Annotated in this window: 14 protein-coding genes; 5 read left to right on the top strand and 9 right to left on the bottom strand. The window is 48.9% G+C overall.

The window, feature by feature from the left end:
* From bamA to EU557_RS19560, 4 genes are all read left to right on the top strand, one after another.
* The gene (gene bamA / locus EU557_RS19575) at positions 1 to 2520 is read left to right on the top strand and encodes an outer membrane protein assembly factor BamA (protein ID WP_135532174.1); all 2520 of its coding nucleotides are present in this window, start codon (positions 1 to 3) and stop codon (positions 2518 to 2520) included.
* Positions 2521 to 2561: 41 nt separating this feature from the next.
* Entirely contained in the window at positions 2562 to 3239 is a 678-nt protein-coding gene (locus EU557_RS19570; protein ID WP_135532173.1) for an OmpH/Skp family outer membrane protein, read from the top strand.
* Between the two features lie 45 nt (positions 3240 to 3284).
* On the top strand, positions 3285 to 3914 hold the full coding sequence (locus EU557_RS19565; RefSeq protein ID WP_245326334.1) for an OmpH/Skp family outer membrane protein: 630 nt from the start codon (positions 3285 to 3287) through the stop codon (positions 3912 to 3914).
* A 130-nt stretch (positions 3915 to 4044) separates the two neighbouring features.
* The gene (locus EU557_RS19560; RefSeq protein WP_245326333.1) at positions 4045 to 5073 is read left to right on the top strand and encodes an RluA family pseudouridine synthase; all 1029 of its coding nucleotides are present in this window, start codon (positions 4045 to 4047) and stop codon (positions 5071 to 5073) included.
* A gap of 93 nt (positions 5074 to 5166) precedes the next feature.
* On the opposite strand, the gene EU557_RS19555 is transcribed toward EU557_RS19560, so the two are convergent.
* From EU557_RS19555 to mazG, 9 genes are all read right to left on the bottom strand, one after another.
* Positions 5167 to 6786 carry a tetratricopeptide repeat protein gene (locus EU557_RS19555; protein ID WP_135532170.1) on the bottom strand — a complete coding sequence of 540 codons (1620 nt, stop codon included), beginning with the start codon at positions 6784 to 6786 and terminating at the stop codon, positions 5167 to 5169.
* A gap of 50 nt (positions 6787 to 6836) precedes the next feature.
* The gene (locus EU557_RS19550; RefSeq protein ID WP_135532169.1) at positions 6837 to 7799 is read right to left on the bottom strand and encodes a PstS family phosphate ABC transporter substrate-binding protein; all 963 of its coding nucleotides are present in this window, start codon (positions 7797 to 7799) and stop codon (positions 6837 to 6839) included.
* Positions 7789 to 8043: a hypothetical protein gene (locus tag EU557_RS19545; RefSeq protein WP_135532168.1), complete on the bottom strand. Its 255-nt coding sequence runs from the start codon at positions 8041 to 8043 to the stop codon at positions 7789 to 7791. The genes EU557_RS19550 and EU557_RS19545 overlap by 11 nt, the downstream gene beginning before the upstream one ends.
* Positions 8044 to 8260: 217 nt before the next feature.
* Positions 8261 to 9088, bottom strand: a complete 828-nt coding sequence (locus EU557_RS19540) for an energy transducer TonB (protein ID WP_135532167.1) — start codon at positions 9086 to 9088, stop codon at positions 8261 to 8263.
* Between the two features lie 215 nt (positions 9089 to 9303).
* Positions 9304 to 10137 carry an energy transducer TonB gene (locus EU557_RS19535; protein WP_245326332.1) on the bottom strand — a complete coding sequence of 278 codons (834 nt, stop codon included), beginning with the start codon at positions 10135 to 10137 and terminating at the stop codon, positions 9304 to 9306.
* The gene (locus EU557_RS19530; RefSeq protein WP_135532166.1) at positions 10134 to 10661 is read right to left on the bottom strand and encodes an ExbD/TolR family protein; all 528 of its coding nucleotides are present in this window, start codon (positions 10659 to 10661) and stop codon (positions 10134 to 10136) included. Before EU557_RS19530 ends, EU557_RS19535 begins: the two co-directional genes overlap by 4 nt.
* A gap of 11 nt (positions 10662 to 10672) precedes the next feature.
* The gene (locus EU557_RS19525; RefSeq protein ID WP_135532165.1) at positions 10673 to 11299 is read right to left on the bottom strand and encodes an ExbD/TolR family protein; all 627 of its coding nucleotides are present in this window, start codon (positions 11297 to 11299) and stop codon (positions 10673 to 10675) included.
* Between the two features lie 72 nt (positions 11300 to 11371).
* Positions 11372 to 12238 (bottom strand): MotA/TolQ/ExbB proton channel family protein, encoded by an 867-nt coding sequence (locus tag EU557_RS19520; RefSeq protein WP_210116101.1) that lies wholly within the window; start codon positions 12236 to 12238, stop codon positions 11372 to 11374.
* A 281-nt stretch (positions 12239 to 12519) separates the two neighbouring features.
* Positions 12520 to 13359 (bottom strand): nucleoside triphosphate pyrophosphohydrolase, encoded by an 840-nt coding sequence (gene mazG, locus EU557_RS19515; protein WP_135532460.1) that lies wholly within the window; start codon positions 13357 to 13359, stop codon positions 12520 to 12522.
* Positions 13360 to 13532: 173 nt separating this feature from the next.
* On the opposite strand from mazG, the gene glmM reads away from it, so the two are divergent.
* The gene (glmM, locus tag EU557_RS19510; RefSeq protein WP_135532163.1) at positions 13533 to 14921 is read left to right on the top strand and encodes a phosphoglucosamine mutase; all 1389 of its coding nucleotides are present in this window, start codon (positions 13533 to 13535) and stop codon (positions 14919 to 14921) included.
* Positions 14922 to 14981: the final 60 nt, after the last annotated feature.

Raw genomic sequence — 14981 nt, 5'->3', positions numbered from 1 at the left:
ATGAGTTCTTCGTACCATAAAATTTTTCGGGCCTTAGCTATCACCCTATCCTTGGGAGTAGCCGCCAGCGAGGCTGCCTTGGCGCAGACTGCTCCTGGGGCTGCGGCTGAAGGAGAAGCTAAGCGCTATACATTGGGCGGAATTACTATCAGCGGGGCACGTTACCTCGATGCTAATACACTCATTGGCCTAACTGGCCTAAAGATTGGCGACCCAATTACTATTCCTGGTGAGGAAGTAGGCAAGGCTATTCGCAGACTTTGGGACCAGGGCATTCTTGGGGACGTGAGCGTAAGCATCGACCATATTGAAGGGCAGCGCGTTTTCCTGGATTTTAATCTAAAGGAGCGCCCTCGCCTTTCGAAGTTCGAATTTACGGGCATTGGTAAAAGCCAGGCAGACGAGCTAAAGAATAAGATTAAGCTTATTCGGGGTAAGGTGGTAACGGACGCACTACTGAGCAACACCAAAACCCAAGTGCGGAAGTTCTACACGAACAAAGGCTTCCTAGATGCGAAAGTGAACATCGTACAGGTGCCTGATTCGTCTCTTTCCAACAGCGTACTGCTCGATATCAAGGTAGATAAGGGTGCCAAAGTGCGTATCCATGATATTGTATTTGAAGGCAACCAGGCTTTCAAAGACGGGACACTGAAAGGCAAGTTCAAGAAAACCAAGGAGAAGAAATTTCCCAAGTTCTTTAACTCCGGTAAGTTTCAGCGCACAGAGTTTGAAGAGGATAAGAAGAAGCTTATCGACTTCTACAATGCTCAAGGCTACCGTGATGCTGTAGTAGTATCCGACTCATTAGCCCGTGATAACAAGGGCTTGACCTTGACTGTGCGGGTTGATGAAGGGCCGAAGTACTACTTCCGTCACATTACTTGGAACGGCAACTACCTGTACGACGACAAGACGTTGGCTTCGGTGCTAGCCATCAAGGAGGGAAGCGTATATAGCAAGGAAACGCTTGATAAGCGCCTGAACTATAACCCTACGGGCCAAGATGTAACCTCGCTCTACATGAATGATGGTTACTTATTCTTCCAGATTGAGCCTGTAGAAACCAAGGTAGAAGGCGACTCGATTGATATCGAGATGCGCATAACCGAAGGGGTGCAAGCGCGGATCAAGGAGATTAACATCGCGGGCAATACTAAAACCTCTGACCACGTGGTGCGTCGGGCGTTATACACCTTGCCTGGTGACAAATTTAGCCGTGAGCAACTGATTCGCTCCCAGCGTGAAATAGCCACCCTTGGCTACTTCGACCCCGAGAAGATTGGCATGAACCCCGTGCCAAATCAAGCCGATGGAACTGTAGACATCAATTACACGGTAGAAGAGAAGCCTTCTGACCAGATTACTCTCTCGGGTGGCTGGGGTGGCTACGCCGGCTTTATTGGTACGGTAGGCCTAGTATTTAACAACTTCTCCCTGCGCAAAGCTAGTAGCTTGCGTAACTGGACTCCTGTTCCCGCGGGTGATGGCCAGCGCTTGGCGCTGAACGTGCAGGCTAATGGTCTGCAGTATCAAGCATACTCCTTCTCTTTCACCGAGCCTTGGTTGGGCGGTCGTAAGCCAAACTCGTTCTCTTTTAGCCTTAACAAGAGCATCCAGCGCTTGGGTACCAACTTTGACCCCAAGACAGGTAGCTCAATTAAAGTAAATAGCGCATCTGTGAGCTTAGGCCGTCGTCTACGCTGGCCCGACGACTACTTTACGCTAAGCAATTCGTTGTCGTTCAGCCAGTACAAGCTGCAGAACTACACGTACTTCGAGAATTTCAACAACGGTAACGCGAACAACTTCACGTTCAACACTACCCTGGCGCGCAATAGCATTGATAACCCCACCTTTACTCGTCGGGGCTCAACGCTGTCGTTAAGTGTGAACCTAACACCGCCTTACTCCATCTTCAAAGGTTCGCATCCGAACGTGAATGAGTGGGTTGAGTTCCATAAGTGGATGTTCGATGCCTCCTGGTTCTCCCCGCTGGTAGGAAAGCTGGTGTTGAACACCCGGGCACACTTTGGCTTTATTGGTAGCTACAATAGCAGCCGTCAGATTGGGCCGTTTGAACGGTTTAAACTGGGTGGATCTGGCCTAGGCTATGGTGGTGCTTCTAACTTCCTAGTAGGTACCGAATATGTAGGTCTACGTGGCTATGATGACCCCAACAGCACAGAGTCGCTGCCTGCTTCACGTAATGATTCGAATGGTGGCGTGGTATACAATAAGTACGTGCTGGAAATGCGTTATCCAGTGAGCTTGAACCCAGCTGCAACTGTCTATGTTCTAGGCTTTGCGGAGGCAGGTAACTCGTTCGAGAAGTACACCGACTATAACCCATATAAGTTGTACCGCTCAGCAGGCCTAGGAGCTCGTATCTTCATGTCAGCATTTGGTTTGCTTGGCTTTGACTATGGCTGGGGCTTCGATAACGTGCCTGTTTACTCGGCAGGTCAAAAGCAAACATCAGGGCGTTTTCACTTCATCATTGGTCAGCAAATCCGCTAAGCCCAACGGAGCACCAGCTGGCTACCTATCCTTCATTCTCAATGCGTAAGTTACTGACGTGGATGATGGCAGCCCTGCTGCTGTGTGTACTGGCTCCGGCAGCGCAGGCCCAGAAGTTCGGTTATGTTGATTCCGAATTTATTATGGGCAAGATGCCGGCCTACGGACAGGCTCAGCAAGAGCTGAATACGTTATCGGCCAACTGGCAGAAAGACATTGAAAGTCAAAAAAAGGATCTTGATAAGCTCTACCGGAATTATCAAGCGGAAGAAGTCGTTCTAACAGAGCCGATGAAGAAGAAGCGTCAGGACGAAATCTTGAAGAAGGAACAGGATATTAAAGCCTACCAAAACAAGATCTTCGGCTTTGAAGGGCAGCTTTTCAAAAAGCGGCAAGAGCTGACTAAGCCAGTACAAGACCAGGTGTTCGAGGCTATTGAGAAAGTAGCTAAGAAGAAGCAACTGGCCATTGTATTTGATAAGTCTGGCGACCTAACGATGCTATACACAAATCCCGCTCATGATTACACGGAGTTTGTGTTGGAAGAATTAGGCCTAGCTTCGCCGGAGCGCAACCAAGCAGCTCAGAAAGGCACGGTTAATACGGTAGCTACTCCTCAGGCACCAGCCGGCGCCGATGAGACAGTAGCAGAAGATGCTACCGTCCGGCCCAAGACGCCAGCTCGCACGGCTCCGCGTCCGGCAAGCCGAAAAAAGTAACTTTGTAACATCTTACTCTCTGACCTTTTTCTTTTAATGACCATCATGAACAAATTCCGCGTTGCATTGGCTGTTGCCGCTCTTACTTTCACTACGGCTACGGCTTCTATGGCTCAAACGGCCGCACCGCTGAAAATTGGCTATACCAGCGTTGAGTACGTGCTAAGCCAGATGCCCGAGAGCAAGCAGATTGAGTCTCAGCTGAAAGATTATAGCACCCAGCTTAAAAACCAGCTGGACGCTAAGGCTACTGAATTCCGTACGAAAGGGGAAGCTTACCAGAAAGGGGCTGCTACCATGACCGACGTAGTACGTACTGATAAAGAGCGTGAACTGCAGAACATGCAGCAGTCGATTCAGGAGTTTCAGCAGAATGCTGAAAATTCCCTCCAGCAAAAGCAGCAGGCCCTGCTGAAACCTGCGCTCGACAAGCTCCAGAAGAACATTGATGCCGTAGCACAAGAAAATGGCTACACTTACATCCTGAACTCCGATGGCGCTAGCCCAGTGCTGTTGCACGGTCCTAAGGAAGGTGACGTGTCGGACCTGATTCTGAAAAAGATGGGTATCACTCCGGGCGCCGCACAAGCTGCACCTAAAGTTACCGCTCCTACTGCTACTTCCACTGTAGCTCCAGCAGCACCCAGCAAGACCAAAACCAAGAGCAAGAAATAAGCAAGCGTGCTTATAAACACAAACAGCCGAGGCCTAGGCCTCGGCTGTTTGTGTTTATAGAAGCCTTCACGACTATTTGCGTTTAAAAATGCCGGAGCCTGACGATATAGAAGAGAACCAAAGCCCGCTTTTGCCTCCTGATCTTGACGAAGAAGGGGAAGGAGGAGATGAGCTATATGAGCACCACCGCATACGGGCCGATAAAGGCCAGGAGTTATTACGCTTAGATAAATTTCTGCTCAACCGCTTAGCCAATACTTCTCGCAACCGCATTCAAAATGCAATACGGGCAGAGGCTGTTCAAGTCAACGACCGAGTAGTAAAGTCAAACTATCGAGTAAAGCCCCTTGATGTAATTACGATTACGCTGCCAGAGCCACCTCGGGAATTTAAGGTAGTACCCGAGCCCATGGAGCTCGACATACGCTATGAGGATAGCGAACTGCTTATTGTGAACAAGCCTGCTGGCCTAGTAGTACATCCTGCCTTTGGTAACTGGCAGGGTACTTTGGTTAATGGCCTCGCCTATCACCTGCAAAACCTGCCTACAGGGCGCAACGGGGAGATTCGACCTGGCCTAGTGCACCGCATCGACAAAGATACCTCTGGGTTACTAGTCATTGGCAAGACAGAATGGGCCATGACGCATCTTTCGCAGCAGTTCTTTCACCATACTATTGAGCGTACCTACTTAGCGTTGGTTTGGGGAGTTCCTAAAGAGCCAGCTGGGACTATTAGAGGACATATCGGGCGTAGCTTGAAAGACCGTAAGGTACAGGCCGTGTATCCCGAAGGGGACCAGGGTAAGCATGCAGTTACGCATTACAAAGTGCTTCGCTCATTTGGGAAAGTGGCGCTGTTGCAATGCAATCTGGAAACAGGGCGTACTCACCAAATTAGGGCGCATATGAAGCACATAGGCCACCCTCTATTTGGAGATGCTACCTATGGAGGTGACAAGGTTGTGTATGGGCAACGCACGGGCGCTTATAAAGCATTTGCGGAGAAGGCACTAGAATTAATGCCGCGTCAGGCGTTGCACGCCAAATCTTTAGGATTTGTACACCCCACTACACATCAGCAACTGCATTTTGAGGCCGAGTTGCCTGCTGATTTCAAAGCGCTCCTGGCAGCTTGGGAGCAATACGCTGAAGAGTAAGAGCGAGGGCTCATCAAGAGTGGCTTCTACAAGCATACAAAAAGCCCCGTCATAGTTCTATGACGGGGCTTTTTGTATGCTTGTAGAAGCAGATTATTTGCGCTTCACAGGAGCCTTAGAAGCGGGCTTAGTGATTTCGCTTACTGCAGTTTTAGCCTGCTGGTCTGCTGGATCAAGAGCGAGAACTTGCTGCCAATAGGGAAGCGAAGCCGTTTTATCGTTCTTGGTGAAGAGGTAATACGAGCCCAAGTACTTATTAGCCTCAATCAGGCCAGTCTTGTACTTGGCTGCATCAGCACCAGATGCTACCTCAATATACTTCTCATAGTAAGGCTTTGCTAAGCCCTGCTTAGAGTCTTTATCGATGTTAGCATTAGCACGAGCGCGCATCTGGTAACCGGGAACATAGGTAGGGCGCTCAGTAAGAACCAAACCATAGAGGCTATCAGCTTGGGCATACTGGTTGTTGAGTTCGTAGGCTCGGGCCAGATACACCTTATCAGTTAGCTCACCACCATTGGTTGCCTTCATACGTGCGCGGTACGTAGAAATGGCGTTAGGATAGTCCTTGGCAGCAATGTAAGCCTGAGCTAGCTCGTTTTGCAGCTCTGCTGCTTTTTTCGGGTCAGCGTCAATAGCCTTCTTGATGATAGAAGCACCCTCAGTCGTCTTACCGCCTTTAATCAGCATCTTACCGTAGTACACGTTGTCTTCGGTAATTACTTTGTTGCTGGCGCTAGCAACCTGCATGTATTTCTGCATGGCAGCCAAAGCCTCGTCGTTCTTGCCTGTCTCGTATAGGGAGTAGGCTTTCAGACGGTTCATGGTCAAATCATTCGGATTTTTAGCCAGAACCTTGTCAACCTCAGCAAGAGCCTCTGGATACTTCTTCGTCAGGTAGAGGAAAGAAGCATACTTGGCATCAGTGGTAGATGACTTTTCCGCTAACGAAGAGTACTTCTGGAATTGTGCCAGAGCATCATCGTAACGACCTGCGAAGTAATACGTCTCTGCCAGAGCGTTGTAGGCAGGAGCATAGCTAGGGTCAATGCTAATGGCCTTGTCCAAGTTAGTCTTAGCCTCGTTGTAAGTACGGGCACGCATGTTCAATTGACCTTTACGAACATAAGCTTTTGCGTTGTTCGGATCAGCCATCGTAGCGCGCTCGTAGCTGTTCATGGCTTCGCCACCGCCTTGATCAGTCTTGAGGTAGATGTCGCCGCGGGCAATCATCAACGCTGGATCGTCTTTGCCTTTATTGAGCTTCTGGGCAGCGTCAACATAGGTTAGCGCCTTCGTAACATCTTTGATGTCAGACTCTGCATAGGCCTGAGCTATCATCGTGTACACCTTGGCATCTTTGCCTTTAGAGGCCTTCACAGCATTATCAAATTGAATCTCTGCTTCGGCAGTTTTCCCCTGTGCCAAGGCAGCACGACCAGCGGCTACCAATGAAACTGGATCTTTTTGATTCAGCGGAATGCGGTTGAAGTAATAAGCTGCCGAGTCAGGCATGTCTCGGAATTGGTAAAGACGACCCAATTCAAAGTTTGACTCAGTAGAGCCACCTTGCTTAAGCAATGCGGCACGGGCCTCACCGTAACGCTCTAAATCAATAGCCTTTTGGACACTTGAGGTATTCTGAGCAAGAGCGGCGGAGCCGGAAACAGACAAGGCAGCGAGGAGCGTAAGCTTCCAGGGCTTGAAGTTCATGAGCAAGAGATTTAGTGAAAAAGCGTGTAGAAAGGAAGGAGGTAAAAAGGCTACTTTGACTTGACTTCGATAAGCCTTACTTGGCCGGTGGCAGGCATCAAGCCTGATTTCAGCATTATAAGTTGACCTTTGTTACCAGCTACGAAAGAGGCAAAACCGGTGCCAAGTCCTGCACGGGCCTCCCGACTGATAACGTATAGCTCCCGCCGCAGCGGATAAGTCTTTTGAGCTAAATAGGCCTGGTAAGGCTGTACGTAGTCATCCGGGGTTGAGCCAGTTGCTTTGGGGCTTACACCCACAACGCGTACTCGCTTCAAAAATTTTTGTACTGAAGCATCATCCCGGTCACTGATCCAGTTGACGCCAATTACGCCAATAGCGTTTGGATGAGTAGCAACGTAATCTATTAGCGCAGGGTTCGATTTAGAAGCAAAAGCCGCTTTGGTCAAGGCTGCTCCTCGCGTAACCGAGTCCTGCACGAAACGCGCAGTACTAGAGTTGTTGTTGTCAAATACGATGGTAATAGCGCCCAACTTGTTCTTACCATCTACCTGAGACCATTGCTGTTGTTGCCCGGTAAAAATGGTTCGTAGCTGAGGCAAAGTCAACAACGAGTCTGGATTGCTGGGGTGCACAATAATAGCCACACCATCCACCCCAATTCGGATGGTGCGAGGAGAAAGCTGAAGTCTTTCCAACACCCCTTTCTCCTGCGCTGTAAGGTCACGGGAAACTATAGCCAAGCGGGTACTATCCGCTAAGAAAGATTGAAGTACTTGCTGTTCCGGCTTGTATACGGCTTGTATGTGAGCGCCCGGATACAGTTTCTGAAAGGTATCAACCTGGGATTTCAGAATAGGCTCAAACGTCTCGTCTACTCCAACGCGTATAGTTCCGCTAGTAGGCGTGTCAGTGGCCGCTGCGGTAGATGCAGAAGAACCCCCACTATTGCAGCCAGACAACAGCCCACTAAAGGCTAATATGGCGCCGGCTACTCGGAAATTAGCGTGCATCGGTATCACGTTTTTTGAAGTGTTGTTGATAGGTGCGGACAAATCTAATGATTCCGTAAATCACAAAGACAGCTCCGAGCAACTGGCGCTTGCCAGTAGAAATGGTTAGAACACTAGCAACCTCAGTCCATAAGAAAATGCCTAGGCCCATATAAATTAAGGCCATTACTAGCATAAAGTAATGGGTGAAACGCTGTTTGGAACTAGTGCCTAAACGCTCTTCGGTTGGTGTTAAGTCGAGCATAAGAGGAGACAAGGTAAACAAGATGATATTCAACAAACATAATTAAACCTCTTATTTGTTCGATTATGAGCTAAACCAAACGAGGTTACTGTTGAAATATTTTCATAAAAACAGCTCTACTAAGCTTGATTCCAGCAAATCAAGCTTAGTAGAGCTGTTTTTATGACAATTAAGCTTCCTTAATACTTAGCCGCCAGTTTGCGACTATCTGCTAAGATTATTCATAGCGGAAGGTAATTGGCAATGTATAGCGAACCGGAACTGCCCTGTTATTTTGGCGGCCTGGCTTCCAAGCAGGCATTGAACCAATAACCCGTGTGGCCTCCTCATCAGTGCCGTAGCCTAGGCCCTTCAAAATTTCTACATCCTTGATGGTGCCATCAGAATTGACAGTAAAGGCTACGAAAACTCGTCCTGAGATGCTAGACCGTAAAGCTGAAGCAGGATACCGCAGATGCCGCTGCAAGTACTTGGCTAGAGCAGCTTGACCTCCTACGAAGTCTGGCATCTCTTCTACGTGAATGAATGGCTTCATTTCAGCAGGAGCTGTAGGAGTAGCAAAAGTGTCTTTGCCTGAACCTATACCTACTTTTTCTCCTAGGCCAGGTCCATCAATAGCTACTGGGCCTACTACTGCTGGCCCTTCCTGGTCAGTGGTGGTTTGCGGCTTGTCCTCAGTAGGCTTTGCCAAGGCATCTGGGACCACAGTTGGTACAACCTCCGCAGGAGGCCGAACTATCACCCTTTGCTGTTGAGCAGCTGGCGGGGGAGTAACCTCAGGCTTGGGAATGACAATGTCTTGCAACTGTATAACCGGTTGAGGCAACTCGATAATGTCTGCTGCCACTGTCTTGCTAGGCCAGATACGCTGAATTAAAATGGGGAATGCAATAAGCAGAGCAGTAAGTGCAGTCGCTAACAACACGGCTGTATATAGATGGCGGCCATAAATGCGGCGTAGCACATAGGCTCCGTATGCCTTGTTGCGTCCTTCGAAAACGATATCGTCGAAGGAAATAAGGGGGGTGTGCGTGGTGTTAGTCATGGCTATATAAATAAAGTGAACAATGGCCTATACAATTTCCCAAGCCACAGCTCCCTGCTAATCCACTCACTATCCGCTGGCTTTCAATCACTGAACGCAGGCTGCTAATTATATAGTATGCGAGCCGACTATATATTTTTTATACAATAAAAAAATCCCCGAACCAAGCGTAAACCTGATTCGGGGATTGATGTATATCCGACGGTAGCCAGATATTACTTGATAGCGAAAGTTACTGGAACTGTGTAGTAAACGGGTACTGCACGACCATTCTGCTTACCAGGCGTGAACTTCGGAAGGTTCTTGATAACGCGGAGCGACTCTTCATCGCAACCAGCACCAATACCTTTCTGAACTTCAGCATTCGTAACGGAGCCATCGGCACCTACTACGAACTTGATAAACACTCGTCCTTCAACCTGGTTGCGTAGCGCCATGGCTGGATACTTGATGTTCTTACCAATGTAAGCCAACAAAGCTTCCGTACCACCGGGGAAAACCGGCATTTGCTCTACGTAGGTGTAAGGCTTGCTTTCAACTACTTCTTCTACCGCTTTCGTGCCTTCACCGGGCTCCAACCCAGCCAAGTCGGCTGGGTTGTCGGTGTTGCCCTTAACGGTCTCGGTAGCCACCGTTTTCTCTTTCAGATCTTCCTGATCAGGAATCTCTTCTACCTTTTTCACTTCCTCATCCTTCTTTACAACAGGAGGAGTGAACTTAACAGTAGAGAGCTTTGGCGGTGGTGGCGGCGGCGCGTCTGGTGGCGGCGGAGGTGGGGGTGGGGGCTTTGTAGCATCCAGCGGAGGTGCTTCCATCAGCTCGTTCACCTTCAGCATTGCATCATCTTTCACCACTTCTTCCTTCTTCATCATGCGCGCCAAAAGGGGAAACGCAATCATAATAGCGAAAAAAGCAACTGCAAGAAGTACTGCTCTAGTGACGTGCTTACCATACACGCGCCGGATTACGTAGGCTCCATAGGCCTTATTGCGACCCTCAAAGACGATGTCGTCGAGGGAAGCTTTGGCCAACTGCGTGTTGTCCATCATAACCCAGAAGTTTTAATCAGGTCCTGATCCGCTTTCGAAATGTCAACCAACGCATATTTCTTTTGGTCGGTGATGTTCATTTCGTCGAGGATATCCACCATGTTCTTGTAGTTCGACTTATCGTCTGGCTTAATCAGTACTACAGTACCAGGATTAGCCCGATGACGGTCCAACAAAATCTTACGGATGCCATTGGCATCGTAACTGCTCAGTTTTAACTCAGGCTTTGTGGTAGCATCCAGCAGTCCTTCGTAATAATAGAGCTTGTTGTTCTCACCCAGTAGAACTGTAAAAGCATCTGACGCTTTAAGCACTACTGGGTCCTTGTTAGGTTCTTTTTCCTTAACCGGCATGGTTACCTGCATGACGGTAGGCTTGCTGAACGTAGTAGTGAGCATGAAAAAGGTGAGGAGCAGGAAGGCCAAGTCCACCATGGGTGTCATGTCGATTTTAGTCGACATTTTCTTGGCCCGCTTTTTTCCGCCTTTTCCGCCTCCGGAGGCTTGTTGTTGGATTTCTGCCATGTCTGTGCGGATTACTTACCGGCCACCGGTTTGGTTTCGAGGTCGGTAATTAGGTTGAACCGGTTAATGTTCTTGTCCTGCATCAGGCTGATGACTTTCTTCACGGTCGGTACGTCTGCGTTACCATCGCCTTTAATGGCAATGTAAGCGGGCTTACTGAACTGCTTACGACTAAGCGACTGCGCGGTCACAATCCACTCGATAAGTTGGTTATTAAGCGAATCAGAAGGAATACCTTCCTGCTTATAAGACTTACGCTGTTCGCTGTCCAGATTAAGGAGAGCAGGCAGCTTTTCGATAGGAGTGCCGAAGCTAGAGGCAACGCCTCGGAAGGCTTGAACCTGAGCGGCGGTAAAGCTTACCCCGTATTTGGCTCCAACCTGCTTAAGCAAATCAGCCTTGATTTCGTCGTCATCCATACCAAAGAACACGCGCTTGTCTTTATCTACTGCAATCGTAATTACGTGAGATTCGGGCAAACGGAGCTCTGAAGTAGAGGAAGGCGTGTCCACCACTACTGCCTCTTCCGGGGCAAATTTCGTGGTGAGCATGAAGAAGGTCACCAGCAAAAAGGCCAAGTCTACCATCGGAGTCATATCCAACGATGGTGAGGTTCTGTGAGGCTTTACTTTAGGCATTGCTGATGTAATTAGGTGGCTTAATTCAGAAACGAATGAACCTGTGTATTAGTGCACTACTGCACTAGGTAATTACACAGTGGTGTTGTGTTCAGTCGCGCCGTGTTGAGCCGAGAAGGTCTGGATGATGCTGAAACCAGCTTCGTCGATGCTATAGGTCAGCTCGTCAATCTTGCTGGTGAAGAAGTTGTAAGCTACGATAGCCAGAGCAGAGGTGCTGATACCCAGTGCCGTGTTGATCAGAGCTTCCGAGATACCGTTAGCCAGACCTACTGCGTCAGGAGCACCACCTTGTGCCAGAGCCGAGAAGGCCTTGATCATACCCAGTACCGTACCAATCAGACCTACCAGCGTTGCGATAGAAGCCAGTGTCGAGATGATAACCAGGTTTTTCTCCAGCATCGGCAACTCCAGAGCCGTCGATTCTTCGATTTCCTTCTGGATGGCCAGTACTTTCTGGTCTTTCTCCATGTGACGCTCGCGAGCCATCTCCTGGTATTTCACCAGACCGGCCTTTACAACGTTAGCTACCGAGCCTTTCTGCTGATCGCAGGTAGCAATTGCACCTGTGATGTCGTTTACGTTCAGCTTCTGACGGATGGTACGAACGAACGACTCGATGCTCTTGCTGCCTTTAGCACGGCCTAGAGTCAGAGCACGCTCGATAGAGAAGATGATTACGCACAGGAACATGGTAATCAGTACAGGTACTACCGGACCACCTTTGTATACTACACCAAAGTAGTCGCCGGGTAGGGGGTTGTTTTCGTGGTTACCACCTTGGAAGTGGCTGCCGTCACCGAGGACGAAAATGAAAACGATTACGCTTACTACAAAAGCCAAAATGATGGCGAATACGGCAAATAGTGACGAACCACCACCCTTGGCTTCACCTTGCGGCGCAGCAGCAGCGGCGGGCCGAGCCGCGGGCTTGTTCATGGCATTCTTTTGTTCCATTGTTCCGGAGAATTAGTGGGTTGTTGGTGAAAGGTTGAAGTTGAAGTAAAAAAGTGAACAATTGGTCTGACAAGCCTACAGACAGAGAAGCCCCGCTCACCCTCACGCTCGACCAGATTAGGTCTCAAAAACATGGGTCTGCTCGTGTGCGGGGCCTGTTCCAAAAGTAGGTCTAGCCTTGGCAAACCTAAGTAAAAACATGTGTGCCGCCAAATGAAAAATGGCTTTAGAAGCTTTTAAACGCTTCATAGCCCAAAAAAAGGCTATTTTATTGCGGTATCTTCCGGTTGGTTACCCGACAACTTTTTTGCTTGTTCCCAGTAACGATCCATCTGAGTAAGAGTTAAATCTTTCAGGCTGTGGCCGTCACGATTTGCTTCAGTTTCAAGATATTGGAACCGCTGAATGAACTTACGATTTGTGCGTTCTAGTGCTTCCTCGGGATTGATGCCAGCATGGCGAGCGAAGTTGATTAGTGAGAAAAGTAAATCTCCAAATTCAGCAGTTGCACGCTCTTGATTGATAGTAGCAGGATCTTCATGAGCAAATTCTTCGGAGAATTCTCCTAACTCCTCCTGTACTTTTTCCCATACCTGCTCTGGTTTTTCCCAGTCGAAGCCCGCGCCACGAGCCTTTTCTTGGATGCGCATGGCCTTTACTAAAGCAGGTAACGACACAGGTACGCCCCCTAGTACAGATGTGTTGCCTTTTTCCTGCAGTTTTAGCTGCTCCCAATTGCGTTTGACGTCATCTTCCGTTTCCGCCTGAGTGTCACCATAAATATGCGGATGGCGAAAAATCAGCTTTTCACACTGAGCGTTCAACACATCGGCAATATCGAAGGCGCCCTGCTCGCTGGCAATCTTGGCATAGAAAGTCAAGTGCAGCATTACATCACCTAACTCTTTCTTGAGGTCAGGCAGATCATTACGCAGGATAGCATCACCTAACTCATAGGTTTCTTCAATAGTCAAGTGACGCAGACTCTGCAAAGTCTGTTTACGGTCCCAAGGGCACTCTGCGCGAAGGCGGTCAAGCACATCGAGGAGGCGACTAAAGGCAGCTAACTGGGCCGTGCGGCGGTCGGCAGTATTGTATTCCATTAAGTCAAATATACGTTTTCTGGCGCGCACGCTAAATTCTTTTATAGAAACCTTATAGATACCATCTGCCATGCTGAATAATCTAGGGCGTGAGCATCTAAGCCTACTACAACTTTTGTAGGGAAAGCAGGGGGCATTAGCTACTTTTGCGCAATCCAAAATAGATCAGAACTGTGGCATTAATAAAATCAATTTCGGGCATCCGAGGGACCATTGGCGGTGCAGCTGGTGAAGGCTTGACGCCCATTGACGTTGTGAAGTATGCTGCGGCTTTCGGAACGTGGGTACTCAATCAAACCAATAATAATACTATCGTCATTGGCCGAGATGCCCGCTTGTCTGGGGATATGGTGAGCCGTTTAGTTTCGGCTACTCTGCAGGGGCTCGGTATTCACGTAATTGATCTGGGGCTGAGTACAACCCCTACCGTTGAAATGGCAGTGCCCGCGAAACAGGCCGGTGGGGGCATCATTTTAACGGCTTCGCACAATCCCAAACAGTGGAATGCGCTGAAATTGCTGAACAGCAAAGGCGAGTTTATCTCAGATGAGGATGGTAAGCTGGTATTAGCGCTGGGCGACTCTGAGGCGTTCGACTTTGCTCCGGTAACGAAGCTAGGCCACTACACCACCGACGAGACTTTTCTGCAGCAGCACATTGAGGCCATTCTGCAGCTGCCCTTAGTAAATAAGGAAGCTATCAAAGCCCGCAACTTTCGGGTGGTAGTAGATGCGGTTAACTCCACTGGTGGCTTTGCGGTACCTATGCTTTTAGAAGCACTGGGGGTAGAAGTGATTGAAAAACTGTACTGCGAACCTACCGGGGACTTTGCGCACAACCCGGAGCCGCTACCCGAGAACCTACGCGATATTTCCCGGATTCTGGCCAAGGGCGGATTCGATGTCGGAATTGTTGTGGATCCGGACGTTGACCGCTTAGCACTCGTAAACGAGGATGGTACGATGTTCGGGGAAGAGTATACCCTGGTGGCAGTTTCTGATTATGTTTTGCAGCAGAATGGCGGCGGTAACACGGTTAGTAACCTGAGCAGCACGCGGGCCCTGCGTGATGTGACGGAGAAGCAAGGTGGAAGCTACGCGGCGGCGGCAGTTGGCGAAGTGAACGTGGTAAATAAGATGAAGGAAACAAACGCCGTTATCGGTGGTGAGGGTAACGGTGGCATCATCTATCCTGAGTTACACTATGGCCGTGATTCCTTGGTTGGCATTGCCTTGTTCTTGAGTCATTTGGCAAACACAGGTCTTACTATGACTCGTTTGCGTGCCTCGTACCCCAACTATTTTATTTCTAAAAATAAGATAGAGCTAACGCCTGAAATCAATACGGATGAAGTATTGGTGCAAATGCAGAAGCGTTACGCCAAGCAACCGATCAATACTATTGATGGCGTAAAGATTGAGTTCGATAAGGAGTGGGTGCACCTGCGCAAATCAAATACGGAGCCTATTATTCGCATATATGCGGAGTCAGACTCTAATGCCACAGCAGACCACTTAGCCAATAAGATTATTGGTGATATCAAAGAAATTATCAACCAGTAGAGCGAAGCAGGAGTTTAGTTGACTTCTGTTCAACAAAGCTGAGGCGATATTACTTATCTC

The organism is Hymenobacter wooponensis, assembly GCF_004745865.1.
GTDB classification, from domain to species: Bacteria; Bacteroidota; Bacteroidia; order Cytophagales; family Hymenobacteraceae; genus Hymenobacter; species Hymenobacter wooponensis.
This window is presented reverse-complemented; position numbering and strand designations above follow the sequence as displayed.

What these genes read in the sequence shown, in the direction of transcription:
- bamA (WP_135532174.1), top strand. Translation starts at nt 1, where the DNA reads ATGAGTTCTTCGTACCATAAAATTTTTCGGGCCTTAGCTATCACCCTA.
- EU557_RS19570 (WP_135532173.1), top strand. Translation starts at nt 2,562, where the DNA reads ATGCGTAAGTTACTGACGTGGATGATGGCAGCCCTGCTGCTGTGTGTA.
- EU557_RS19565 (WP_245326334.1), top strand. Translation starts at nt 3,285, where the DNA reads ATGAACAAATTCCGCGTTGCATTGGCTGTTGCCGCTCTTACTTTCACT.
- EU557_RS19555 (WP_135532170.1), bottom strand. Translation starts at nt 6,786, where the DNA reads ATGAACTTCAAGCCCTGGAAGCTTACGCTCCTCGCTGCCTTGTCTGTT.
- EU557_RS19550 (WP_135532169.1), bottom strand. Translation starts at nt 7,799, where the DNA reads ATGCACGCTAATTTCCGAGTAGCCGGCGCCATATTAGCCTTTAGTGGG.
- EU557_RS19545 (WP_135532168.1), bottom strand. Translation starts at nt 8,043, where the DNA reads ATGCTCGACTTAACACCAACCGAAGAGCGTTTAGGCACTAGTTCCAAA.
- EU557_RS19540 (WP_135532167.1), bottom strand. Translation starts at nt 9,088, where the DNA reads ATGACTAACACCACGCACACCCCCCTTATTTCCTTCGACGATATCGTT.
- EU557_RS19535 (WP_245326332.1), bottom strand. Translation starts at nt 10,137, where the DNA reads ATGATGGACAACACGCAGTTGGCCAAAGCTTCCCTCGACGACATCGTC.
- EU557_RS19530 (WP_135532166.1), bottom strand. Translation starts at nt 10,661, where the DNA reads ATGGCAGAAATCCAACAACAAGCCTCCGGAGGCGGAAAAGGCGGAAAA.
- EU557_RS19525 (WP_135532165.1), bottom strand. Translation starts at nt 11,299, where the DNA reads ATGCCTAAAGTAAAGCCTCACAGAACCTCACCATCGTTGGATATGACT.
- EU557_RS19520 (WP_210116101.1), bottom strand. Translation starts at nt 12,238, where the DNA reads ATGAACAAGCCCGCGGCTCGGCCCGCCGCTGCTGCTGCGCCGCAAGGT.
- mazG (WP_135532460.1), bottom strand. Translation starts at nt 13,359, where the DNA reads ATGGAATACAATACTGCCGACCGCCGCACGGCCCAGTTAGCTGCCTTT.